This window comes from Amycolatopsis sp. YIM 10, assembly GCF_009429145.1.
Classification (GTDB): Bacteria; Actinomycetota; Actinomycetes; order Mycobacteriales; family Pseudonocardiaceae; genus Amycolatopsis.
The window spans coordinates 1,537,330-1,561,496 of record NZ_CP045480.1 but is presented as its reverse complement, the minus strand read 5'-3'; the positions used below and the strand labels follow the sequence as shown (position 1 = coordinate 1,561,496).

The window sequence follows — 24,167 nt, the reverse complement described above, 5'->3', positions numbered from 1 at the left end:
GCGCCGAGTTCGGCCCGCTCACAGCACGTATCCACACCCTGCTGACAACCCAGGAGCGCGCTCGTGATCACCACGACCACCCGCCAGCACAACCTGCGCAGCCATCTGCCCGGCCGTCACACTGCCCGGGCCGCCAGTTCGGTCGAACACCAGGCCATGCTCGCCGCCCGGCTCACCACCCGCGACAAGTGGCTGCTGGCCCTGCTGTACGAACACCGAGTCCTGACCACACCCCAGATCCAGGACGCCGCCTTCCCCTCGGGCCGCTCGGCCCGCCAGCGCGTGCTCGATCTCTACCTCTGGCGTGCTGTCTCGAGGTTCCAGCCGTTTCGGCAGCTCGGTTCCGCGCCGATGCACTACGTTCTCGGCCCCGCCGGAGCTGCCGTGCTCGCCGCCGAACACGGCCTGGAGGTCAAAGAACTCGGCTACCGCCACGACCGCGCCATGGCCATCGCCCACAACCAGCGCCTCGCCCACACCGTCGGCGTCAACGACGTCTTCACCTCGCTAATCGCCCGCGCCCGCCACAGTACCGGCGAGGCAGTGGTGGCCTGGTGGTCGGAATCGCGCTGCGCGCGGCATTTCGGTGACCTCGTCATTCCCGACGGCTACGGCCGCTGGCGCACCCGCCACCGCGGGGGCACGCGGGAGGTGGAGTGGTTCCTCGAATTCGACACCGGCACCGAGTCCCTGACCAAAGTCAGCCGCAAGCTGGCCAGCTACGCGCGGCTGGCCGAGTCCACCGGGATCGCCACGCCGGTACTGGTATGGCTGCCCACCACCCGCCGCGAAGCCGGCGCCCGCACCGCCCTGGCCCGCGTGCACGCCGACCTCGACAACCCTCGCGCGGTGCCGGTGGCCACCGCCGCGGCCGACCTGCTCGACCCCGCCACCGCGCATCCGAGCCCGGCCGAGGCGGTGTGGCTGCCACTGACCTCGGCACGCGCCGACCGCGCCGGCCCGCGGTACAGCCTCGCCGACCTCGCCGACGCCTGGCCCAGCCTCGCACCACCAGCCAGCGCCGACGGCGAGGACGGTGACGGCGAGGCCGGAGATGTCGGCGAGGCCGCAGTGGCCTCGCCGTATCGGCTGCCACCACCGAGTCCGATCCCGCCGCGGGCCACCCCGAACCGGGATGTTCGCGGCGAGCACTGACCACGGTTCTTCCCGGTCCATGTCCCGGAGGTTTCCGCGCTTGTGCACTCGGACCGTCGTCACCGCGAAAGAGGGAGCGATCTCACCATGGGCACCAAACTCGGGGCCGGTGCCGCCGCCCTGGTCCTCGCCGTCCCGCTACTCATCGCCGCCGGGCTCGCCGGCATCGTCACCTCGCTGTTCGGCAGCAGCGGCGCGGCGAGTTCGCTGATCTGTACGCCCGAGGGCACACCGACCGGCACGGTACCGGGCCTGACCGACGAGCAGCTGGGCAACGCCGCCACCATCGTCGCGGTCGGCAAGCAGATGGCCGTGCCCGAACCGGGTTGGGTAGTCGCGATCGCCGCCGCGCTACAGGAATCCGGTCTGCGCAACCTGCACCACGGCGACCGCGACTCGCTCGGCCTGTTCCAGCAGCGGCCCTCCATGGGCTGGGGCACCCCCCAACAGATCACCACACCGACCTACGCGGCAACAAAGTTCTTCGAACACCTCACCGCAACACCGAACTGGCAGACGATGAGCCTCAACGACGCCGCCCAAGCCGTGCAGGGCTCGGGATTCCCGAACGCCTACGCCCAGCACGAGGACACCGCACGCCTCATCGTCTCCGCCGTGTCCGGCGTGCACTGCCAGCCCAGCCCTGTGATGGCCGGAACCGGGGATTGCACCACCATCCACGCACCCACCGCCGCCGCGATGACCGCGATCAACTACGCCTGCGGGCAACGGGGACTGCCCTACGTCTGGGGCGGGAACGGACCCGACGGCGGTCACGCCGGTTTCGACTGCTCAGGCCTGACCAAAGCCGCCTACGGCGCGGCGGGAATCACCCTGCCCCGCACCGCCCACACCCAGTTCCACGCCGGTCCACGAGTGCCCGACAACCAGCCGCTGTTCCCCGGCGACCTCGTCTACTACGGCCCCACATCCAAAATCCGGCACGTCGGCCTCTACCTCGGCAACGGCAAAATGATCAACGCCCCCACCTTCGGCCAGCCCGTGCAAATCGATAACTACCGCCATCCCGGCGACGGCTACGCAGGCGCCACCCGTCCGAGTAGTTAACGACTGTGTAGTTCCGGAGGAACATGACACGTTCGGCACCGACATGAGCGGCACGCACGAGATCGACCTGCCGGACGGGCGCGGCGGCCGTGCGGTCGCCGGTGCGCTCGATCATCGCGCGGTAGTCCGTCGCGACGCGCTCTGCCCACAACCGCAGTGCGAGCAGGTCCAGCGGTTGCCGCTCGTCACCGTCTCGTGTGGATAGTCGAGGCGGTCCACGGGAATCACCACGCAGATTGAGGCAAAACCTATGTCAGGCTTGACATTTCGGCACAGAAGGAGCGTCCCTGGACGTGTCACAGTGCGGGTCGCGCACCACGTTGCCGAAAGGATTTGTCTCGTATGGACGGAACAGGAGCTGCCACATCCGGATTGACCGCGGCACTTCCGGCACTGCCGGAGGGCGAGGTGTGGGTGGCGATGCCGTACGAACCGGCATTCCCCGGCATCATCCCCGTCGACGAGACACCACCGGGTGTCATCACGGACCAGGCCCACTTCCCATCCCTGCGCGACCCGAGCAGTGACGTCGAGATCGGGCTGCGGTGCCGACCCGCCGTCGCGCGCTGGATCGGGATCCATCTGGAGGCGTTCTACGGCATCGCCCGCTACCGCTTCACCTGGCGTGGGAACTCTCTGGAGATCTACGAGGATCTGGAGGGCGAGTCACGGGATGCCCAGCCGCGCGTGGTCCGCTCTGGGGACGACGGGCGCTACGAGATTCGTGACCTGTGGTACCCCGTGGCCTCGTCAGCGGTCGCCGAGCTGGGTCAACGGCATCTTGACGCGCTTGCCGTGCTGACGCGCGACGACGCACCGGCACCGGTGTCGCACATGCTGGCGTACCTGGCCGATCATCCCGGCGCCCCATCGACGATGGGCGGGAACATCGAGGCTGCGCTGGCGAGGCTCGCCGCCGAACTGGGTCGGTGACCTTCGATGGTGGCCGTCACGGCGCGCGACGTGCCCGAGATCCGGGCCCGGATGGCCGAATGGGCCCGGGATCCCGGAGTGGACGGGGCGGGCAACTGGTTCCGGTTCTTCGTCGGTCCCCGGCCCGAGGACTCGGCGGGAGAGCCCGCGTTCCCGCCCCTGGACGATGTCGGTGCGACGATCGCGGACACGCTCGCCACCCAGCTGCCCGCCGCCGAGCTGTTCTACGTCTCCGCCGACCTGACCGACCTCGCCAGCCACGCCGCCACCACTTTGGTCGACTACCGCTTTCATCCCGAAGACCTGCCCGCACCTGTGGGGCTCATGGTCTACGAGCATCCGCCCGTCGAGGGGACCGCTTCAGCGCGGCACGACGCGGTGTCGCTGGTCTCGTGGGGTCCTGGACGTGGCGGCCTCTGGGTGCAGAGCTGGGGGACCGTGCCCGACCCGGAGCCCGCAGCGGTTGAGGTGGGGCGCAGGCTCGCCCGCCTCCCTCGCGACTATGCCCTGTCGCGATTGCGGAAGGCCGCCGCGCTGAACCTGCCGCTGCCCGCCCCGGACAACAAACCCACCAGCCACGAGGCGGCGGCCGACCCCGGCGCCCGGCACATCCTGGCCACGTTCCTGCGCAACGCCGAACGCGCACCGATTCCGCCGTCGTTCGCGCCGCCACACGGCTACGAATGGTGCGGCCTCACGCCCATGCTATTCACAGATATCACGGGCTGGCCCAGCGCGCTGGCCGAGGGAACCTCCGCCGCCGATATCGACGCCCAGATCGCCCTGCAGCGCACCATTCTTGCCACGTGGCTGCTGATGGGCCAGACTCTCGTGCGCTCTGAACGCACCAGCGCGCCCCGCCCCGCCCGCCGACGCATCGAGCGCTACGACCCCGCCCTCAACACAGACGTCCGCATGGTCGACCTCCGGCGCGCCCGCACCGCACCCGCCGACCGCCCCAGCGGCGCCTTCGGCAAAGGCACCCGCGAATACCGTCACAGCTGGATCGTTCGCGGCCTTAACCGAACATCACGCTTAGTAGGCACTCTTACACGCCATGGGATCTCACTTACGCTGCGTGAGTCAGAAAGATCCTGAACACCGGGTTACTCGGGCGTGTCGCTGTGGCAGAGGGGGGACGGTGCTAGCAATCACGACAAAGGGTGTCGTGATTCGGTGCGAGCCTGGATTAGCGACCATCGGACAGCCCGATCAGTCACTCAATGAAGGAGCGTCAAATGGGGTCTCAGTCAAATCCGTGCATCACGTTCAACGGCAACGCGCGGGAGGCGATGGAGTTCTACCGGGAGGTCTTCGGCGGCGAGCTGGAGCTGGGAACGGTCGCGGACTTCGGCTCGCCGGACTCGCCCAACGCCGACAAGGTCATGCACTCTCGTCTGGACACTCCCGCTGGCTACACGTTGATGGGATGGGACTTCCCGGATGACAGGCCGGGCCACCCGCCGTACCAGGCAGGCAACAACGTTGCGGTCTTCCTCGGTGGCGACAACGGCGAACTCCGCGACTACTTCGAGAAGCTTTCCGCCGGTGGCACCGTCACACTGCCCCTAGAACAGCAGGTATGGGGCGATGAGGCGGGCTCACTCGTGGACCAATTCGGGATCAGCTGGATGTTCAACATCACCGCCCAGCGCCACTGATCACCATCGAGTAGCCGCGTTGAACGACGACGAGCTGACCGCCAACACTCCTTCTCCACGCGGGCAGCCAGCAAGACGATGAGCCTGCAGTTCGGCGTCACTCGGCGTTGACAGAAATAGGAGCATCATTGGTCACGAGACTCCGGGTTCGGTTGCCGCTGTGGCGCGGCCAACTGCTGCGCGAAAGTCAGGCATGCCAAGGTGTGTCGTGGGATGCCGGTCGGCGAGTTGGCGCATGGTGTCGAGTTTCTGCTCGGCGGCGGTGAGGCTGGCTTGCAGGCCGGCGGTTTCGCCGAGCCAGCCGTAGTGTTCGGCTTCGGCGATGCGGGCTTTCAGGTTATCGCGGATCTCGAGTAGCCGGGGCTTCTGGTCGGGGTCGGGTCGTAGGAGTGGGCATCGGACGCAGGAATGCTCGTGGACGCATGGGGTTCCGAAATCGCGGGTGCACGCGCCGAGCGCAACCTTGCGGAGTTCGAAGTGGTGCAGGAACTTGTCCCATTCCTCAGTGGTGAGTGTGCGGTATTCCTCGGCTGGTCGTAGTGCCCGGCGGCGGGCGATGAAGTCTCGATGGTGGGCGATGACGTCCTCGGGGTAGATCGCGGCGTATCCGAGTGTGGTTCCGACGTCGATGTGACCGAGGATTTTGGCGGCGATGTGCGGCGGCAGTCCGGAGCGCAGGGCATCGGTGGCGAAGAGCCTGCGAAAGTCGTGGGGGGTGTAGGTCAGCGGCGCCCCGGTCACGTCGGTCAGGCCGGACACGGTCAGTGTGTGGTGGATGAACCGGCGGATCGTTTCCGGTGCCAACTGCTGAGGCGTCGGGCCGCGGCGGCGTTGGAACAGCACCGGCGCGGGTGGGTTCGAGATGCGTTCGTGGTAGTCGTAGACCGCCACCAACGGGACGGTGGCGCGGCCGTTGCGAACCCGGTTGATGACAGCTGCCAGGACGTCGCCGAGTTCGGGGTCTACGAGTAGCAGCCGTTCGGTGTCGGTCTTGGAGGGGGCGATCTGCAACATCGGCACGACTTCGCCGGTGGTGGGGAGTTTGTATGCTACGAAGCTGTGGTGGTTCAGCTCGCTCAGCTCTTCAATGCGGATTCCGGTGTGCCGCAACACTTCGATGCTCGCCCACGACCAGAAAGCACGTTCTTCCTCGAAGGTCAGGTCGCGCCGTTTGCCCGTGGCCAGGTCGGTGACGAAGACGCGAGCTGAGCGATTGTCCAGGCGACGAAGTGCTTGTCCGTCCACGGCAAATGTCGCACCGCCCGGCATGCTGGTGGCCGTGGCCAGTAACTCCCGTGTGAGCCGCAGTTGTTCTTCAGCAGTGCGCACCAAGGCAGGCAGCACGGGAAGGCGGGCGCGGGTGCGTTGGTCCATGCGGGCCTTGCGTTGCTTGTTCTCCTTCTGCAGCGAGCATTCCGACGCCTTGATAGGGCATGGCGCAGCCCAGCGGCTCCAGCGTGTGGGATCTTCGGCGGCCCACCGGGCGATGTCCAGGTAGAACGCGCGCACTTGGATGAGCACGGCGCGGGTGGAGCGTCGCTCGCCGGTGCGGCGTCCTTTGGTGGCGGGCAGGTGCCGCAGCCGCTGTTTCCACGCGCTGGCCGCGGTTGGCTCCAACGCGATGGAGTCGATGCCGGGGTGGTGCTGTTCCAGATCACGCCAGAACAGGCCGCACAGACTGTGGGCCAGGTGCAGCAGCGAGCCGTGATCGAGTTCGGGGGCACGTTCGGACAGGTAGGCCACGAGAAGCCCGCGGATCTCGGCCGACTGCAACCGGAATCGGTCAACGATCTCGGGAACCGAGCGTTGTCCAGCCGAGCGCGCCGCGCGCAACGACGGTGGCGCTCCGACCGGGAAGACCCCGGTTTCGGCGAGCAGGCTGTAGAACAGCGGGCGGTTATAGGGTCCGCTGCGCTGGTAGACACGCTGGGCGTCATCGAGCTCGAGGCAATCCCCGACGGTGACGTCGGCGATGGTGCCGCCTTTGCACAACACGATGAACGTGATCCGGTTCAGGGCGTTGCGCAGATCATCAGGGTTGTCCGGCCGGGTCGCCTGGCCGTGCTTGGCCAGCCGGGCGAACCCGGTCGGGTCGATCAGTGCGCGGGCGTCTTGCAAGAGGATCTTGGCCCGGTACTCCAACAACCACCGGTAGCCCGGCCGCAGCACCTGGCCCACGAGCAGCAGCCGCATCCCCGACACCAGCAAGGCCCGCCGCCGTGGCGCGGTCCAGTCGTTCGGCAGCAACTCGCCGGCGACCTTATCGGTCCACCGGCGTCCCGCCGTCTCGACGCCGGAGGCGACCCACCGTTCCTGCCAGCTCGCCCCCTGCTGGGTGGCCAGCCAGTCCAGCAGCAGGCTGGCACCGGCACGCATCGTGCGCCGAGCGGACTCACCGGAGTTCACCCGCATCGTCACGTCCGCGAGGTGCTGATCCACTTCGGCGCGGTCGGCGAGGGTCTGCGGCCAAGTTGTCGGGTCCGGCCGCGGCGGGTGCTTGCCGACCGAGGGTGGTCGAGTCGAGCTGGGAACCTCGCCGGGTGCCTCGATAGTGCTGGTGCCCGTCACGGCAGGCCCCGTTCGACGCGACCCGTGCCGAACAGGGTCTCCAGCACCTCCGGCCGATATCCCGGTGCCGGCGGCGCGGGCTTGGCGTCCAGGGTGCGGCGCCGGTCCTGATGCGCCAGCAGACGCTCGACCAACTGGTCAGGGCTGGGCGTGAGATAGATTTCCGACGTGCTCAAGTGTGCGTGGCCGAGCACCCACTGAATGTCGACCAGCGAGACCTGCGGGTCGGACGCCATCCGGTAGGCCGCCGTATGGCGAAGGTCGTGCAGCGTCCAGTTGCTGCCCAGCACCCGCTGGGCGCGGGTGAACATCATCCGTGCCGCGTCGTAGGCCAGTGGCCGCAGCGGGCGCCGCAACGTCCACCACACCGGATCTCCCGCTCCAGTCGCCACCTGGTCGCCGAGCTGCTGCTGGTACAAGCGCAGCCACACAAACGCGTCGACCGACGCGGGCAGCATCTGCTCGGCTCCGGTTCCCTTACGCACCACCGTGATCACCTGATCGATCGGATCGACTCCGCGGCGGGGAACGGTCAATAGTTCGGTCGCCCGTGCGGCCGTGGACACCCAAAACGCCAACAGCGCCCGATCCCGATGCGAGGTCAGCGCAGAGAAGACCTCGTTGAACCGCTCGTCGGGAATCGACCTCGGGATTCTCTTGGCGGTCTTGGGTTGGTACGGCGCCCTGCGCATCGGCCGGCGTGGTTCCTGCATTGGATTGCGGTGCGCGTTGACGCTGCCCAGGACGGCCGATCGGGCACCGGGGAATGGATTGAGCAACGGTCGGCCGTGCTCGTCGCGGTGGTACTCGTAGAAGGCGTGCAGCACCGCGCGGGCGTGCCGCCGGGTCTCGGCCGCGTACCCCTGGCCGGGATAGGGTTTGCCGGTCACGCTGTTCACGGCGCCCGGCGTCGGCCCGCCGGGATCGCGACGTCGATGGTGCTTCGGCGTGTGCCCTAGCCACAGGGCATAGTCGCGGGCTTCGCGCCGGTTCGCCCGATCCCAGGCGACCTCGACCGTCCACAGGAACCGCATCCAGCTCAACAACTCGTAGCAGTACGACCGCAGCGTTGTCGCCGGTGATCCGTCGGCCATCATCGCCCGCAGGAACTCGCCGACCGCCGCGACCTCCCGGCCGTTCGCGTCCACCAACCTGTACGGGTTCAGGTCATCCGTCGTGGCCACGACCCGCCCGACCCGCGGCACCACCAGGCTGGCCACGTCCCGGCTCGGTTCCATATCCATGCTCGCTCCCGAGATCACCGACTTCGATAACTCGAAATGAGATCACAACGACCACGCCTCGGCGGGGAACCCATCGGCCGCCCCACACCCGATCCGCTACGAACAGTGACACGCCCATCGAATGACGACGCGGCCGTGACCTGCATTAGTTCGGTCAACAGATCACTGGCGCAACCAGTACTACCGCAGCCGAGGTGACCACCGCCCCATCTGGATCGCCGACCACCTCGCCGGCCCGGAAGACAAACCCCTCATCGGCGGCGAACGCGTCAACGTCCTGCGCCGCTGACCCCGGACACAGCCACCACCCGCTGCCCAGCCCCATGGGCGGCGTGCTGGCTGCGAACTGTCCACACCAGACGTCCTGCATCCGCAGGCGGCCCGCAAGAACAAATGGAAAGGAACAACAGCATGACCACAACGACAAACGTCGATACCTCAGTCATGGACATAGAGCCCGCTCCGGTGGCAGTCGTGGGCGACTTCTACGATGGCACCGCCGACTGGTCACTTCGCGACATCGCTGCCCGCGTCCGCGAGGACATCCTCACCGTCCAGAACGACGACCTGATCCACGCCGACGCGGACTTCACGGTCACGACCGACGAAACCGGCCCGCAAGGTCAGATTCACATCACCATCTCCGGCCTGCCGCACAGTGATCACGGCTCGGCCGACACACCGAGCAGGGACATCACTCGGGCTATCTTCAGGTCGGTGTTCGTGCTCGCCAGCCACTACAACCGCTTCACCAGCAGCCCCTACCAGCTGCGCTACCTCGTGGTCATCCGAGCCATCCACGACAGCGGCGCCGTCTACGCCGAAGGTGTCGGCGCCATCGGACTCTGGGGCGAGCTGTCTCAGCCCGAGCCCGCGGAAGCGGCTCTCCACGACGGGTAACGAGCATTCGAGGGGAGAACACTGCGGTTACGGGGTGCGGCAGTCACAGGCCGCACCCCGTAACCGCTTTCGGCAACAACATCGTCGCACACGCCCCACGCCGCCCAAGTCCACATGAGACACGCGTCTTGTTTGACGGATCGCTTGACAATGGCGCGGTGACGAAGCGTCCATAGACGTGTAGCCCGAACAACCGGATGCGCACCGGCGGGCAACGGCCCCGGCCGGGGCATGACCTTCCCTCTCCATACCAACACATTGGAGTTCGTCATGTCCCGCAAGAACCACAAGAACCGCACAGCCGCCACCGGTACCGACGACAACCGCCACCTGCGCGCAGTGGCCGCGAATCCCGGCCAGCTGGGCACACAGACCACGGAGGACAAGGTCCGCGCCGCTCTGGCCACCACGCCCGACTCCACCACCGCCGCGCTGGCGATGGCCGCCGGAGTCGGCCGATCGACCGCCGCGAAGATCCTGGCCCGATGGGGGCGCGACGGCACCGCCGTCCGCACCGCAGGAGACGGTCCGCGCAATCCCGACACCTGGACGCTCGCGCCTTCGAACCGTGAAGCATCCGCGCCCGACACCGAGGACGCGCAACTGGACGCGACCGCGATGTCCAGCACCGATAACCCGGCCGAACGCACCTGCGACACCGACGACGACACGACCCAAGACCCTGCGGATGCCGAGGATACCGTCACCGGCCGCGACAACGCGACCGCTGAAGACACCCCCGCCGTGCACGAAGTGACGGCCGGATCGGACGCCACCGCCGACGCGGCCGCCTCGTCTGCGGATATCGACTCCGACACCGACAGCCCCGCCCCGCTGCCCGAAACCGCACGGGTGGATCCGGCCGGCAGCACGACCGAGAACGAAACCGAACCGTCTCGGGAAGAGCCGCCTGCGGTCACCGACCCCGATACCAGCCGTGCGGACAAAGACCGACTGCCCAAGGGCGGGCTACGCGCACTGGTGGAGGAATACCTGACCGAGCACCCGGGAGAGAGCTTCGGGCCAGCCAAGATCGGCAACGACCTCAGCCGCTCGGGCGGCGCGGTCAACAACGCCCTGGAGAAACTCGTCACCGACGGGTACGCGATCAAAACCTGCGAGGCGCCGAAACGCTTCGCGATCAACCCGGACAAGACCGATGTCCCGGAGACAGCCGAAGAGCCCGTGCTGGACGCCTGACGCCTGCCCAACCCATCCACGCGCAGGACCGCCGCCGTCTATCTGAGGGCACGGTCCCGCGCGCGGATTTCTCGCGACACGGTCCCCACCGTCGAGTCGAAGTCCCTTCATGTCCCCCCTCAGCCCCATAGGTTCCCACGATGGCAAGCGGCACCGCACGGCATCGTCGGCGGCGACGAACTCGCCCCTGCCGTCGTGATGCCCAACACCCACCACCATCCCCGGGACTCCTGGTTGGGTTTGTCTGGCCCCGTGTTCGCGTCGGGTCACCAGGCCGACCACGACCAGGGCACCCGTGCACTACTCAGGAACACCCGCGCTGCACAAAGGTAGGACGCCCGCGCCGTCAGTGGTGCTAGCGATGACCTGCGTAACCGGCAGCCAGGCTCGCTTGCGCGTTCAGTTCAGCCGAGCAAGGAATGCTCCGGCGACGCCAACGGCTTCAGCAGGTACGTTCACCGCTGATCCCTCAGCGGTAAGGGCGAGCTGACTCCCCACACCGGTATTGCGGCCACGCGTGCGGCTGATTGGCAAACATGCCGCCTCGCCGCCGCACGAGTTCACGCCTCTTTGCGCTAGCGGGCGAGCTACGGAGGCGCCAACACGAACGCGCCCTGCCGGCATTATTCACCTCGACGAGCCAGACGCGAACACCCCTCCTCACGCCGAAGCCGAGGACCAGAATGGTTACTCGCCCGGAAAATCACAGGTTACCCACATGATCATCTTTGCCAAGATATCACGCCCACACTCCACTTTCTGGACACAAAAAGGACAGAAATAGGTCAATTTCGAACTATCACCTCCTCATTCTTCACGACCTGATCGCAACTGGCTTCAAATCGACAACCCGGATGCCGCCAATCAGATCTCCTACGTATGCTCACCGGTCAGAGGGTCGCTTCTGACGACTGGGAAGGTGTCAATGACCGAAGAGGATTTGGCTCGTACAACGACGACGGCGCTGTCTCACTACCTCCGACGCAAATCAACCGAGGGACCCGCTGCTTACAACGCACCCCTGGAAGACCTGCTGGGCCGGGTACAGGCACGGCTTTCCGAACCGTTCCTCGCCGAGGTGTTCGCGCGGTTCGTCGAACATCCCTTCGGTGCTGTCGAAAGCGAGACCATGCGGCTCCACCTCAGCCAGGCAATGGCGCAGGATCCGGATTTCGCCCGCGAGCTGACAGCTGTCCTCGCCGGCGGAGAGGTGAGCAAGGCGAGCAAACCGGGACGGTGGCCCCGTAGGCTCCTCGTAGCGGCGACCGTTCTGGTACTCGTCGCCCTCGTCTTCGTCGTCGCGCGCGTGACAGCTCCGGGGCCAGCACCGTCGCCCCAGACGACGATCCCCATCGCCGGGCCGACCAGTGATCCGCCACCTACTACCAGTAGCGCCCGCACGACAACCACAACGATGGCGCCCTCGAGCAGTCCAGCCAGCCCGGCGATAGCAGGTGACGGCAGCAGCGTACCCAAAGGCTCGCCCGTTCCCCTGGTCGATCTGCCGCGGCCGAACAACGACTGGATTTTCGAACACGGTGATCACGATGTGCAGCTGACTCAGTACCCGGACTCGATGTGGAACATGCTGGCGACCTGCAACAGCAACGCCTATCGCGGTGAGCAGCAGTTCCGCCTGAAGAACTTCAGCAGACTGGAAGTCAAAGCAGTGGGCACGGACTCGACCGCATCCCCCGAACTTGCGGTCAAGTTCGAGATCTTCGTAAACAACGACACAGTCAACGCGAAGCAGACCGTCATGGTCAACCCGGGTGAAGCCAAGCCGTTGACGGTTGAGCTCCCACAGGACGTCTACGCGGTGACGCTCAGGACGTCGTTCGCTGTTCCCCCTGGAAAGCCATGCAGGAGCGGCAATGCGGTCTGGGGATCACCCTTCGTCGTTGCGACGGGGAGTTGACGACGGATGTTCGGAGGCGAAACCATCTTCATCAACTTCCGGAACGGCAACGGTCAAGACACCGCCGTGCTGATCGATGAAAGACTCTCGCGAATCTTTGGTTCGGATAACGTCTTCCGATCGAGCCGGGCGATCCGCAAGGGAGTCGCGTTCGACCCTGCCCTGATCCAGGCCGCGTCGAACTGCTCGGTGTTCCTGGCCGTGATCGGCCCACACTGGCTCGACTCGGAAGAAGGCGGCCGGCGAATCGACGCACCCGCTGACTGGGTGCGCACAGAGATCGAACTGGCCATCGCCAGTGGCAAGCCTGTCATCCCGATTCTGATCGGTGACCGCAAGATGCCGACGGCCGAGGAACTTCCCGCCACGATCGCCGACCTCGCCCGTCGCCAGTACCTCCGGTTCCATCACCGCTCGGCCGAGTACGACCTGAAACACCTCGTCGACTCGGTCCGGGAACACCTGAAGCCGCCGGGTGGCGTTCCGCTGCCTGAGGTCCCAGAATCAGTCCTGCTCGCCGGTCTTACTCCCACTAGCTCGTCCGACGTGCGCATCGGTGCGATCACCATCGACAACCGCCTGTTCAGCGACAGCATCATCCACCGCTGCCGTGACTTCGCAAAGAGCCCACGGGGTTCGATCAGCTTCAACCTGGGCCGTAGTTACCGGCGGTTCGTGTCGACCGTCGGCGTCCTCGACGATGCGGCCAACGCTGACCAGACCGGCGTCTTCCGGGTCCTGCTGGACGGGATGCCAAGGGAAGAGGTGGCCGTCAAGCAAGGACAATCGAGGGTGATCCGAGTGGACGTCACCGACGTGCTGCGTTTGGAGCTGGAGTCCTACCGACCCGGCATGACCGTACACCCCATACTGGCGGGCGCCCGGATGGCCAGTGGTCTGTCCAACAACCTGCCGGAGCTGGGCTGGGGAAATCCTATCGTTCATTCCTGACCGCAGCACGCCCAGGCCCATTCGACCGCGCTTACCAGTCGGCCGATGGCGGCTCGGCCAGCACCATCCAGCCATGGCCCGGCGTGAGGCGTTCGGTGGCCGCGCTGGAGCGGGCCGCCGAGTGCAGGTCCCGGACGACTCGGACGCGCTGTGTGTCAGGCCCATGGTGGTGGATACGTTCGAGCATGTGGTGCTCGCCGTTGGTGGCGACCCGCTCGTCGACCAAGCGCGGTGCGATCACGCTGGACTCCCCGACCAGGCTCGGCGCCCGTCCCCCGGCCGCATCGTTGGGTTCACCTCGCCCTCGGATTTCTCCGAGACAACGTGGAAAGTCCACTCGTCCCCGTCGATCCGGTAGTTCCCGTCCGGGTCGGGGTTGATGCGCCAGGGCAGGTAGCCGTCGCGGGACCGCAGGTGCTGATGGACATGGATCAGCGTGTCGCCGTCGAAGTACACCAGCGGGTGGTCGTCGGGGGCGGTGTCGTGGCTCGTGGTGCACCACACGGCTACGGCTTCGGCGATCTCGGGCCGGAACACCGGGACCGGCGGCTGCCCGGGCGAGGTGTCGATCCGGGCGGGAAACCCGCTCACGGGCAGGTTGGCGGGGTCGCAGGTGACCACGGTTTCGCCGGGGCGCGGGTAGTGCCGTTCGGGGTCTCGCAGCACGGCGAGCTGGCGAGAGAACCGGTCGCGGGTGCGGGTCGGTGCGGAGAGGTACCAGCGGCCGAGCTCGCCGAGCGGGTAGCGGCCGTCCTCGCCGAGGGCGATCTCGTGGCGCTGGTGGGGGGCGTCCCCGGTGAACACCACGAGGAGGTCGTCTTCGAAGCGGGCCAGCGGGTACCAGTCCGGGTCGACCGGGTAGACCAGGTTGAGCCACTTGCACACTGCTTCGGCGACCTCGCGGCGCAGCCGGGGCCGCACCCACAGGCCGTGGTGGCGGCGGGGTTCGACGACGGCGGGGAAGCTGATCTGGTGCGGCTCGGCGTGGGTGGCGGGCACGAGTTCGATCCAGTACTCGCCGGCGGCGAGGTCGAGCGCCGCGGGCGAAGCGGCGTTGAGGATTGTGGTGGTCATGGTGAGTCTCCTTCCGGTGCTAGAGCAGTGGGTGAGGTGGTCTCGGTGCGGGTCCAGCGGTGCGCGCCGGGGTCCCAGGTGGCATGGGTGTAGAGGCGGTTGAGGTCGGGCAGGCCGGGCCCGTACAGCCAGCCGAACTCCGCGCATTCGGCTTCGCCGGGCCAGTGCCCCGTCCAGATGTCCTGCGGGCATCGGCACGAGTCGCCGTGGCCGCTGCGCTGCAGGCCGGTCGCCAGACACCGGGCGACATCACAAACTCCGGTGTGCGTCTCGCCGACGCGGGCCTCGCAGGTGGGACAACACGGTTGCGGTAGGCAGCTCATGGCCTGGTCCCGGTGGTGTTGTGGTGGTCGCGGAGGAACTCCGTCCATCCGCTGGCCTCGGAGCCGACGTGGGTGGTGTGCAGGCGCACGTCGCTGGCGAGCAGTTGGCGGTGGGCCAGCACCATCTCGGTTCCGGCGGTGATGGCCTCGGCCAGGCGCAGGTGCAGGCTCGCCCAGTCGAGGCAGCGCCGGTACTCGTCCTGATTGACCGGGCGGATGTTCAGCGTTGGGTGAATCGCGCGAGCGCGGGCGAATAGGGCCTCGGCGGCGGCGCAGTGCTCGGCGGCGCTGCGTGGCTCGTTCGCCGTCGCCGTGTCCGGGGCGGCGGGTGCGGTGTTCGGGAACATGAGTCGGTCTCCTTCAGGGGTGCGGTAGTCAGCGGCTGGTGAGCACCGTGCGGGTGCGGGGATCGGCCAGCACCGGGTGCGTGGTGTGGCGCTGCTCGTCGGCGATGAGCACACGCACGCCGAAGCGCGGTGGCCCGCCTGCGGGATCAGTCCAGCCGTAGAGGGCGGGCAGCAGGGACAGGGCGTGCACGGTCTCCTCAGCGGCGAGGTCGCCGTCGCGGTAGCCGAAGACCTCGATCTCCAGCTCGGCGGCCGCGTCGTCCGTGGTGACGGCGTAGCGCAGCCGTGGTGGCAGCAGACCCCGGAGCGCGTCGACGGCGCTGGGAGTACCGGGTCCCGCTGGCGCGGTCAGGTCGGCCAGGATCCGCAGGGCGAGCTGGTACAGGTCATGGCGGTGGGTCGCGCCGAGCAGCGGGCCGTAGCGGCGGGCGGTGGTGTCGGCGGCTGCGATCCCGGTATAGCCGCACGTCGCGCGCCCGTGCGGGAACACCAGCGGCTGGTCACCCGGTCCGGGCGGCACGTAGACGCCCGCGCGCGCCGACCAGCGCTCTCCCCGCTGGGCGGTCCACACCGCGCCCTCGTCGAAGGCGTGGACGTAGTCGGTGCCGTGGCTAGTGGGCCACCGCCACGGCCACTGGCCACTGTCTCCCCGGGCGACCTCGCCGGCCTGCTCCGCCTGAGTCACCTGGAGGAAGACGGTGACGAGGCAGGCGAACGCGCCCGCGGACCAGGCTCGCGTGATCTCGTCGAGCCAGCGGCTGTCCGGGGTGCCGAGCCGGACCGAGCCGAGCCACTCGGCGCCCGGGCCGCGCCCGAGGTAGAAGTCGTGCGTCGTACCGCTCATCGGGCATCACCACCGATGGTGGGCAGGTCGGTGGGTTTGTCCCGCATCAGGGGCATCGGCACCGACGGTGGCGCGGCCGGATCACGCAGCCACGCGACCAGGTCGGGCGGTCCGAGCGGGTCGTTCTCGCCGCCGGGAAACCAGGGGGTGCGCGGGTCGATGCGGTGCCAGCGGACACCACCTCCCACGGTGGCGAACACCGCCGCGTCCTCGGGGTCGAAGGTGATGATCCAGCTGCTGGTGTGACTGGAGTACCAGGGCCACGGCCAGCCGAGTTCGGGCCGGTACCCGTGGCCCAGGCATTCGTCCTCCCACACGGGGAGGGCGTCGGCGACCGCCGCGCGGAAGGTGCCCTCCTCGGTCGCGGTCACCGCGAGCCGTACGGGCGGGACGGCGAGAAAGTTCTCGGGGTAGCACTCCCCGCGCAGGGAGCCGATCCACTCGGCGTGTTCACCACGTCCGAGGTAGAAGTCGGTGTAGCTCGACATGATCCGGTGCCTCCTTACCGTGGTGGCCCGTAGAGGTTTCGGCGGGTTGTTGGCGACACACAGGCGTAGGGATCGGGCGGCGGACACGGCGGATACGGCGGCGTCTGGCCGTAGTGGTTGACGGCAAGGTCGCGTTCGCTGGCGCGGCCAAGGAGATAGGCCAGCACGATCACCGGGGTCCACGGTCCCGGCAGCAGCACGGCCAGCACCGTCCACACGAGACGCTTCTTCCTGTCCTGCATCGCGGTCAGCTCCTTTCCAAGCGAATGCGGCAGCGAGATGGGTGGCAGGCCGAAGTGGCGGGGTCACGGCTCTCCCCACAGCAGGCGCGCGTAGTCGGTGGGCTGTGTACTGGGCGGGCGGTACACCGGGAGCGCAACCGCTGGCGGAGCACCAGGATCGCGAAGCCACGCCGCGAAATTGGGCGGGCCGCACTCCAGCGGCGGTCTGGGGTCGTCGGGGTCGAGGCGGTGCCAGTAGTCGCCGCCTCCCGCTGTCATGTGCACACCACCGCCGGGGCCGCCGAGGAAGGTGATGATCCAGTCGTTGCAGTGGCTGGTGTCCCATGCCCAGGGCCATCCGTGGCGTGGTTCGTGGGCCGCGCCGAGTCCCCGGACAGCCCACATCATCAGCAACTCGTCCACTGCCGCGCGGTAACGCGAGGGGGCGATCGCGGTCAGCGTTTCGCGACCGTGGAAGTCTTTGAGGAGGTTGTCCGGGTGACAGGCGAACTGCAGCGAGCCGATCCACTGTGCCCTGACGCCTTCGCCAGCGTAGAAGTCCGTGCGTGTGCTCACCGCTGGCCTCCCGCCACACTCGAGGTGTGGGCGGTCCGGGCGAAGTAGCCTCGCAGCGCCTCGGATAGTTCTCGTGCGCAGGCCACGGCGTCGCGGCTGGGCACGGAGAACGACAGTGGAATCCACGCGTCGTCGACCGCGCCCCGGGCGTCACGGATCCGCGTGGCGGCCTCGCGTTGGAGGGCGCGGGCGGCCTCGCGTCGCTCGGCGATCAGCTCGGCGTGCCGCCTGCGTTCGAGCGCGCGATCGATCTCGGCGAGGTAATCGGGGACAAAGGTGTCGAGGATGTAGGTGGCGACCTCGTCGGGCGGCGTGTGTAGCGCGAACCCGGGATGGGGGCGGGCGGTCTCGTCCGGCCAGCGGCAATACCCCACTGCTGGGCCCCGTGGCCGGAGCGGGTCGAGCCGGTACCCCCACTTGCGTCCCGGCCATATCCGCAGGCCGAACTCGATCCCCCGTTCCGGGCAGCGCAGGACGACCAGCCAGTACACCGACCAGTAGGTGGCCTCCCAGGTGTCGGGCAGCGCGGCGACGATCTCGCGAGCCACGGCGTCGAAACGCCGGTACTTCGGAGAATTCCGCAGTGTGCGCGGCATCTGCTCGCTCGGGTCGCTGCTGCCCCGTGTCTCGGCGAGTGTGGTGGTGGTGCTGTTGGTGGCCATGGTGGATTCAGCTCCTCGCTGTCAGTGGTGGCGGTGAAGACAGGTGGGGTGGTGGCCGGGGTCGTGCTGGCACGGTGGAGGTGGTGCGTCCGGGTCGCCGTGGTCGGCGTGGCGTGCAGGGGCTCACCACCACCCCGAGGGCTCGGGCGGCGCTGTCGGGCAGGCGGCGGTGTTGGCGAGTTCGGTGCGCAGGTCGGCCAGGAGGCGGTGGTCGCTGCTGCGGCGCCAGAGGTGCCAGCCGTTGACCGGGGTCCGGGTCAGCCGGGTCGCGAGCGCGGACACGGTGAACACGCCCTCCCCTACAGCGGCGGTGGTGTCGGGCAGCAGGGTGCCGCCCGCGACCACCATGGCGGTGTGCCCGCCGAACTCGACCTGTTCGCCGATGCCGATGAGTCCGGCGGTGATCAGCGCCCGCAGCGCGTCCGGGCTCATGCGATCGTGTCCGTGATGACGGCAGCGGGACTCATGTAGCGCCCTGTCGGCTTGGCTGCGCAGGTACAGGCTCACGCCGAAGGCCAGTTCCCGGGGCCAGTGCGCGGGAATCGGGGTCACCTGGTGGGCGGGCCGCCATTCGCCGTGGGAGGCGAGCAGGAGTTCGGTGTGGCTGCGATCGCCATGATTGGGCGGGTGCAACCGCAACACGACGTCGCCCCGGTGCACCTCGGGTGCTGGCTCGTGGTTGAGCCACACCCCCGCGAGCAGGTCGGTCGGTGCGGCGTGAGCGGCGGCGGTATCGCCGTGGCTGGCCAAAGCGGCGGACGCCTCGCGGGTACGCCCGGCGATCATGAGCAGCCCCCACGCCCCGGGCGGCATGGTCGTGGACGCGCTCTCGGCCGAACTGGGGAGCAACCGCACCGCGTTCGGAGGTAAGGGCGGGTCGGCGGTGCCTGCGGCGCTGGCGGTATCGGTGTTGCTCATGGCTAGCGTCTCCTTCCTGGGCTGCCACTGGGGCTTGGTTCGTCGTTGGACTGTCCTGTCAGGACTTACTCGTCGTCGAAGTTGCTGGCTTGCCCCCAGCAGGCGGGCGTGGTCGGCGGGGTCAGGAGTCCTCAGAGCCCGGGCAGCCGGGCTTGTGCCCGATGTCGGATCCGAGTTCGAACGGCATGGGCACGTGCTGACCGCCGCTGCGGGCGTCGAGGAAACGGCCGAGCGTGGCGAGGTCGGTAGATTCGGCCCGCGGCACCTCGCCGGCGCAATCCGGGCACGGGGCGAGCACGCGCAGGTCGTCCACCGTGCCGCCGAAGGAGGTGAACCGGTACTCGGCGCCGTCGTCGGTGATGGTCACGCGATACCAGCGCCACCCGCCGTGTTCGCGGTCGGGATCGTCGGTGACCGTTACCGCTGCGGGTGCGACACCGAACACCTCGGTCACGTCTCGGACCAGTCGACGGCGGGTGATGGCGCGCTGGACGTCGCACGGGCGCCGATCGAACGCGGGATCCTGACGGCGGGCCCGGTCGTAACTGTCGGCCGCGCGCGCGGCGAGGGTGCCGCTGCCGGGGTTGGTGGTGGCGTTCATCGGGGGCACTCCGTCGCGTGGTTGTCGTCGACTGGTGCGGTGAGGGCACGGGCGAGAGCGGGTGTGCAGGCGATCGCGTCGTCGAGTGGCATGACCACGTCGATGCGCACGAGGTCGTCGGCCGCCTGGTAGTAAACAGCCACGGGCTGCTGGCAGCGCGCGCGTTCGCTGGCGCTCGCGGAGAACTCGCGGTGCAGCCGTTCGGCGACCTGGGTGCGGGCGAGCAGCCTCCGGGCCTCGGCTTCGTCGCACTCCCGTTTGGCGGTTTCCGCGCGCGCGAGGGCGTGGTGGTAGCGAGGGAGGAAATCCTCGTGGATGTAGGTGGCGACCTCGGCGGCCGGGGTCCCGACGGCGAAGCCGGGATGGGCGTTTTCGTCGTCTTCGCGTGGCCACACGAAGTGGTTCACGAGCTCGCGTGGCACGGCGCACGGTACGAGGCGAAAGCCCCACGTGCGGTGTCCCCACGGGCACAAAGCGATGCGGGCTCCGGTACTCAGGCACTCGATATCGGCGGCGTCGTCCGGCCCGCAACCACGGCCGATCGTCCACTGGCCCGGTAGGGCGGTGGCGATGTGGACTGCGGCGAGAGCCACTCGGTCGAACTTGGTGATGCGCGGCGGCGGTGCGCTCGATGTGGCGGTGTGTCCGGGCGGCATGGTCGTGGTTCGGCTCTCGGCGGGGTCGGGGAGGAACCGCACCGCGTTCGGGGGCAGCGGCGGGTCGGCGGTGACTGTGGTGGTGTCGGTGTCGTTCATGGCGGCGCCTCTTTTCGTTGTCGTAGCTGGGTGTGGTTGTCGTCTAGGCGAGCCACGGCTCGTCGGTGCGGTTGCGGAATTGAGCGGGTGGGATGCCGTTGGTGAGGTGGCCGGACGCGCACCGCACCTTGAAATGCACCCCGCTGGATACGAGTTCGCCCGTCTCGACGGTGTTGTCGGGGGTCGGGCACCGAGACAGTGAGCACGCCCAGGTGATGTCCTTGAAGAACTCCTGGTATTTCCTGGCGGAGTCGGGAGCGTTGTCGCGGAAGAAGAACTGCATCGGTTTGCCTTTCCTGGCCGTTGGGCTGCGGTCAACCGCCCCAGCGGGGACGGTCACCCAGGCCCGGTCGCGGTGGTCGCCTTGTGGTACCGGGAACAGCGACCACCGCGATGGGGGCGGTTAGGCCTCGTCGTCGCGTGCGGCCGCGTCCACGAGGTCGGTCAGTGTGGTGACGAGTGCCGTGAGGTCGCGCGCGGCCTTGTCCAGCGCGGTGACGGCGTCACGGCCAGCGCTCACGCCTTGGCCGTTGGCGAACAGGTTGAGGTTCTGCTCGGCGTCGTCGAGGACCTCATGGAGTTCCTCCAGGGTGCCTAGTTGTTCGTCGAGGTCGGTGTCGTCGGCAGATGTGGTCGGTTGGGCGGGCGTGGTGGTCATTGGTTTGTCCTTTCCGTTGTGGTGTCGGTTCTTTTTGGTCACCCGGGGGCGGGGTGGGCCCGCCCCCGGATGGGGTTCAGCGGGTGGCTCGCAGGGCGGCGGTGGCGGCTTTCCCGATGGCGCGGGCGGTGGCGGCCGGGTCGGTGAGGGTGTGCACGGTGGCGCCGTTCATCGGTTCGGTGCCTCTCTTGTCGGGTTCCAGCCACAGCACCGCGCACCCGCTCTCGCGCAACCGGTCGAGCATTTTCTGGCCCGGTATCCGGGTGGTGTCCTCGAATTGGCCGTCGGAGATGATCACCAGCAGTCGCGCGGCGGTCGGGCGGGACAGGTCGAGGGCACCGTCGAGGGCGTTGATCGCGGTGTCGATGACGTGCCCGCACATGGCGGTGCCGAATTCGGTCACCTTCGGAGGTGTGACACCGGGGCGGGTGATCGCGGTGACGATGCCCGCGCCGAAGGTCACGGTCGCGGTGGTGGTGGGCACGGTGGTGTAGCGGGCGGCGTGAGCGAGGATCCAGGCCGCCGAGGCCACGGGAGCGGTGAAGGCCTTCATGGAATCGGTGACGTCACAGATGATGCCGAGCCGTAGCGGCGGGGCTGGCACGACGTTGCGGCTGGTGCGGGTGAAGGGTTCGGCGGTGGGGATCGCGCCCGCCGCGCGCTGGGCGTCGACGGTCATCGCGCCGCGCATCCGCAACCGCCCCGGGGGCACTGCCGAGCGGGTTTTGGTGGCGATGCGGTCGCGATGTCCGGCGGTGGTCAGCGCGCGGGCGAGGTGCCGCGCGGCGCTGTATTCGGTCGCGTTCGGCGCGCGGGTGCCGAGGATGTGACGGGCGGTCGGGTTGTACCCGGTGCCCGTACCGCTGAAGACCTCCTTCGCGGAGTCCTGTGCCCGTTGGCGTGCCTTGTCGTCGGCGGCACGCGCGTCCATGGCTTGGGTGATGGGGTCGGTGGGCGCGGGTTCGGTGATGACCGCGCTACCGATCGCTGCGACGGCGTTGGTGATCGCGTTCGCCAGCGGCGACCGCGACGGCATCTTGTTCCCCGCCCCGTTCTGGTTCGTGGTGTTGGGGTCGGGGGTGTCGGGTGGTTCGTCCGGGTCGGTGCCGATCGCTTCGCACCATTGGCGCCCGAGGTCGATCATGCGCTGGGCGTCGTCGTCGGCGGTGCGGTGCGCGGCGCGCCAGATTCGGCGGAGTGTCGCGAGTGTGTCGGTGCCGAGAATGTCGCGCACCACGCGCTCGACGCGGGCGACTTCGCTGCGGTTGAGGATGCCGCCGTCCACTCGTGCCAGCACCAGCGCGGCACTGCGGGCGGCGTCCTGGGGGGTCATCCGCGGTGCTGCGGTGGGGTCGTTGGCGCGGGTATCGGCGAGGATGAGGTTGGTAGTGCTGGCGCGCAGCCAGTATCGGTCACCCGGGCGGCGGCGCACCTGTGCCGCTTCCATGCGGGACTCTTCCAGCAGGTCCGCCGCCGCGACCGCGCCCAGGGGCGCGCCTTGGGGCGCGTGCCACACGGAGTGTTTGGCGTGGCCGCATTCGTGGGTCAGCAGTCCCCATGCGGTGCGGTAGCGCTTGCGGTCCCCGACCCGGTGCGGGGCGACCGTGGCGGGGTCGACCCCGGTGTCGAGGTGGACGCCGTCGACCTCGATGGTGGACTTGTCGGGGAAGTAGCATGCCGGGGACCCGTGGCCAGCGCCCGGGGCGACCGTGACGACCAGGTTGTCACAGTCGGCGATGGCGGGTGTCTCGTCGCCGAACGCGGCGGACAGGGCAAGCCATCCGGGAGTGGTCGGGAAAATCGCGGTGGGAGCGGCGGTGGCTGCGGCTACGTGAATGCTCATGGCATGTGTCCTTTCCGGACGGTCGCGCGGGCGGTACGGTGGTCGTGGGCTAGGCGAACTGTGACCCCAGCGACAACGGGGCGACATTCGCGCCGAACACGTTGCACACGGCTTCGGCGACCACGGCCCGGTCCTCTTCGGGTGCGATGCCGACCAGGTTCCCGGCGGCCGCGAGGGTGCCCAGCACGTCGGCTATCCGGTTGAACGCGATCAGTTCCCGCAGCTGCGGCGCCCAACCGATCTCACCCTTGCCCTGCCGTTGGGCCAGATTCCGCGCCACGCGCACCGCTTTCGGGTCGATGTTGAGCTGGGTGGCGAGGTCGTAGTCGGTGGACACGTGGATCTGCGCGGAAAACCGTGACGAGAGCGCGTCGGTGAGCACCGCGCCGTGCACCCCGGGGTTGTGTCCGGCCACGACGTAGAACCCGGGGGCGGCGTCGACCACCTCGTTTTTGTGGGTTTTGATCAAGATTTGGCGGCGTCCGTCCATCGCGGGGTAGACCACCGCGAGCACGGTCGGCGGTATGAGCGTGGCGTCGTCGATGAACAGGGCGCACCCCTCACGCATCGCGGTCACCAGCGGCCCGTAGGTGAATTCGTAACGCCCGTCCGGGGTCTGGGTGTAGGAGCCGACGAAATCGTCGGTGACCGTGTCGGAATCCCCTTGCAGGGTCACGATGTCCGGGAACGCGGCTTCCACCACCGACGTTTTCCCGGTGCCGGGCGGGCCGTACATGAGCGCGGACACCCCCGCGTCCCGCAACCGCCGTAGCGCGGTCACATCCGACAGTCCGGACAGTTTGCGCGGGTGGTACATCTGCCCGTTCGGGCGGCGTACGGGACCGGTCACCAACGCGGGCGGGGCGGGCGGGGCGGCGGGTTTCGACGGCGCGGCGGGCGTGGTGCCGCGCGGGGCGACCGTGGTGACTTTGGCGGCGTCGGCGGTTGTGTCGGTCGCACGGTAGGTAACCGGGTTGACGCCGACTTTTTTGGCTTCCCCGCGCGCTTCCAGTGTCGCCAGCGCGTTGCCGACCGCGCCGGACGACTTCCCGCCGAGTTTGGCCGCGATGGCACCGGGGGTGAGTGCGGCGGTGGGGTCGTGGGCGAGTTGTTCGGCCACCATGCGGCGAAGTTCGCCGTTGCGCAGTCGGTGTGCCGCGCCCGGGGCGGCGGGCGTGCTGCCCGTGGCCGGAATCGTGACTGGCGTGGTCATGGTGTCGGGTCCTTTCGCGTGGTTCGGTCGGCGGGGCGGGGACCGG

Annotated in this window: 27 protein-coding genes; 10 read left to right on the top strand and 17 right to left on the bottom strand. The window is 68.4% G+C overall.

Annotated features, from left to right (window positions below; translation table 11 throughout):
* Positions 1-63 precede the first annotated feature (63 nt).
* From YIM_RS07700 to YIM_RS07675, 6 genes are all read left to right on the top strand, one after another.
* On the top strand, positions 64-1,155 hold the full coding sequence (locus YIM_RS07700; RefSeq protein ID WP_153029674.1) for a replication-relaxation family protein: 1,092 nt from the start codon (positions 64-66) through the stop codon (positions 1,153-1,155).
* Between the two features lie 87 nt (positions 1,156-1,242).
* On the top strand, positions 1,243-2,223 hold the full coding sequence (locus YIM_RS07695) for a C40 family peptidase (RefSeq protein WP_153029673.1): 981 nt from the start codon (positions 1,243-1,245) through the stop codon (positions 2,221-2,223).
* A gap of 43 nt (positions 2,224-2,266) precedes the next feature.
* On the top strand, positions 2,267-2,428 hold the full coding sequence (locus YIM_RS07690) for a hypothetical protein (RefSeq protein WP_153029672.1): 162 nt from the start codon (positions 2,267-2,269) through the stop codon (positions 2,426-2,428).
* 137 nt (positions 2,429-2,565) lie between these two features.
* Positions 2,566-3,156 carry a hypothetical protein gene (locus YIM_RS07685; protein WP_153029671.1) on the top strand — a complete coding sequence of 197 codons (591 nt, stop codon included), beginning with the start codon at positions 2,566-2,568 and terminating at the stop codon, positions 3,154-3,156.
* 6 nt (positions 3,157-3,162) lie between these two features.
* Entirely contained in the window at positions 3,163-4,254 is a 1,092-nt protein-coding gene (locus YIM_RS07680) for a hypothetical protein (protein WP_153029670.1), read from the top strand.
* A 140-nt stretch (positions 4,255-4,394) separates the two neighbouring features.
* Positions 4,395-4,817, top strand: a complete 423-nt coding sequence (locus tag YIM_RS07675) for a VOC family protein (protein ID WP_153029669.1) — start codon at positions 4,395-4,397, stop codon at positions 4,815-4,817.
* A 132-nt stretch (positions 4,818-4,949) separates the two neighbouring features.
* Here YIM_RS07675 and YIM_RS07670 read toward each other — a convergent pair whose 3' ends face one another.
* Complete coding sequence (locus tag YIM_RS07670; protein WP_153029668.1) at positions 4,950-7,385, bottom strand: tyrosine-type recombinase/integrase; 2,436 nt, start codon at positions 7,383-7,385, stop codon at positions 4,950-4,952.
* The gene (locus YIM_RS07665) at positions 7,382-8,629 is read right to left on the bottom strand and encodes a site-specific integrase (protein ID WP_153029667.1); all 1,248 of its coding nucleotides are present in this window, start codon (positions 8,627-8,629) and stop codon (positions 7,382-7,384) included. The genes YIM_RS07670 and YIM_RS07665 overlap by 4 nt, the downstream gene beginning before the upstream one ends.
* A 411-nt stretch (positions 8,630-9,040) precedes the next feature.
* Between YIM_RS07665 and YIM_RS07660 the strand changes: the two genes are divergently transcribed.
* The 4 genes from YIM_RS07660 (at position 9,041) to YIM_RS07645 (ending at position 13,598) form a co-directional block, all read left to right on the top strand.
* Entirely contained in the window at positions 9,041-9,529 is a 489-nt protein-coding gene (locus tag YIM_RS07660) for a hypothetical protein (protein ID WP_153029666.1), read from the top strand.
* Between the two features lie 270 nt (positions 9,530-9,799).
* Entirely contained in the window at positions 9,800-10,729 is a 930-nt protein-coding gene (locus YIM_RS07655; protein ID WP_153029665.1) for a hypothetical protein, read from the top strand.
* A gap of 925 nt (positions 10,730-11,654) precedes the next feature.
* Complete coding sequence (locus tag YIM_RS07650) at positions 11,655-12,647, top strand: hypothetical protein (RefSeq protein ID WP_153029664.1); 993 nt, start codon at positions 11,655-11,657, stop codon at positions 12,645-12,647.
* A 6-nt stretch (positions 12,648-12,653) separates the two neighbouring features.
* Positions 12,654-13,598 carry a TIR domain-containing protein gene (locus YIM_RS07645; RefSeq protein WP_153029663.1) on the top strand — a complete coding sequence of 315 codons (945 nt, stop codon included), beginning with the start codon at positions 12,654-12,656 and terminating at the stop codon, positions 13,596-13,598.
* A 31-nt stretch (positions 13,599-13,629) separates the two neighbouring features.
* Here the strand turns inward: YIM_RS07645 and YIM_RS07640 are convergent, their stop codons facing one another.
* The 15 genes from YIM_RS07640 to YIM_RS07570 form a co-directional block, all read right to left on the bottom strand.
* Complete coding sequence (locus tag YIM_RS07640; protein WP_153029662.1) at positions 13,630-13,839, bottom strand: hypothetical protein; 210 nt, start codon at positions 13,837-13,839, stop codon at positions 13,630-13,632.
* Positions 13,836-14,672, bottom strand: a complete 837-nt coding sequence (locus tag YIM_RS07635) for a hypothetical protein (RefSeq protein WP_153029661.1) — start codon at positions 14,670-14,672, stop codon at positions 13,836-13,838. Before YIM_RS07635 ends, YIM_RS07640 begins: the two co-directional genes overlap by 4 nt.
* A gap of 319 nt (positions 14,673-14,991) precedes the next feature.
* A complete protein-coding gene (locus tag YIM_RS07630; RefSeq protein WP_153029660.1) occupies positions 14,992-15,342 on the bottom strand; it encodes a hypothetical protein in 351 nt (116 codons plus the stop codon).
* 28 nt (positions 15,343-15,370) lie between these two features.
* The gene (locus YIM_RS07625) at positions 15,371-16,186 is read right to left on the bottom strand and encodes a hypothetical protein (RefSeq protein WP_153029659.1); all 816 of its coding nucleotides are present in this window, start codon (positions 16,184-16,186) and stop codon (positions 15,371-15,373) included.
* Positions 16,183-16,674, bottom strand: coding sequence for a hypothetical protein (locus YIM_RS07620; RefSeq protein WP_153029658.1), 492 nt, complete (start codon positions 16,672-16,674; stop codon positions 16,183-16,185). Before YIM_RS07620 ends, YIM_RS07625 begins: the two co-directional genes overlap by 4 nt.
* Before the next feature lie 14 nt (positions 16,675-16,688).
* Entirely contained in the window at positions 16,689-16,916 is a 228-nt protein-coding gene (locus YIM_RS07615) for a hypothetical protein (RefSeq protein ID WP_153029657.1), read from the bottom strand.
* Positions 16,917-16,979: 63 nt separating this feature from the next.
* Positions 16,980-17,471 carry a hypothetical protein gene (locus YIM_RS07610; RefSeq protein ID WP_153029656.1) on the bottom strand — a complete coding sequence of 164 codons (492 nt, stop codon included), beginning with the start codon at positions 17,469-17,471 and terminating at the stop codon, positions 16,980-16,982.
* Entirely contained in the window at positions 17,468-18,133 is a 666-nt protein-coding gene (locus tag YIM_RS07605; RefSeq protein WP_153029655.1) for a hypothetical protein, read from the bottom strand. Before YIM_RS07605 ends, YIM_RS07610 begins: the two co-directional genes overlap by 4 nt.
* Positions 18,134-18,256: 123 nt before the next feature.
* The gene (locus YIM_RS07600; RefSeq protein ID WP_153029654.1) at positions 18,257-19,051 is read right to left on the bottom strand and encodes a hypothetical protein; all 795 of its coding nucleotides are present in this window, start codon (positions 19,049-19,051) and stop codon (positions 18,257-18,259) included.
* 121 nt (positions 19,052-19,172) lie between these two features.
* Positions 19,173-19,652, bottom strand: a complete 480-nt coding sequence (locus YIM_RS07595) for a ubiquitin-like domain-containing protein (RefSeq protein WP_153029653.1) — start codon at positions 19,650-19,652, stop codon at positions 19,173-19,175.
* On the bottom strand, positions 19,649-20,407 hold the full coding sequence (locus YIM_RS07590) for a hypothetical protein (protein ID WP_153029652.1): 759 nt from the start codon (positions 20,405-20,407) through the stop codon (positions 19,649-19,651). Before YIM_RS07590 ends, YIM_RS07595 begins: the two co-directional genes overlap by 4 nt.
* Before the next feature lie 43 nt (positions 20,408-20,450).
* On the bottom strand, positions 20,451-20,690 hold the full coding sequence (locus YIM_RS07585; RefSeq protein WP_153029651.1) for a hypothetical protein: 240 nt from the start codon (positions 20,688-20,690) through the stop codon (positions 20,451-20,453).
* Positions 20,691-20,810: 120 nt separating this feature from the next.
* Positions 20,811-21,065 carry a hypothetical protein gene (locus YIM_RS07580; protein WP_153029650.1) on the bottom strand — a complete coding sequence of 85 codons (255 nt, stop codon included), beginning with the start codon at positions 21,063-21,065 and terminating at the stop codon, positions 20,811-20,813.
* Between the two features lie 76 nt (positions 21,066-21,141).
* Complete coding sequence (locus YIM_RS07575; protein WP_153029649.1) at positions 21,142-22,908, bottom strand: hypothetical protein; 1,767 nt, start codon at positions 22,906-22,908, stop codon at positions 21,142-21,144.
* 49 nt (positions 22,909-22,957) lie between these two features.
* Entirely contained in the window at positions 22,958-24,121 is a 1,164-nt protein-coding gene (locus YIM_RS07570) for an AAA family ATPase (protein WP_153029648.1), read from the bottom strand.
* Positions 24,122-24,167 lie beyond the last annotated feature (46 nt).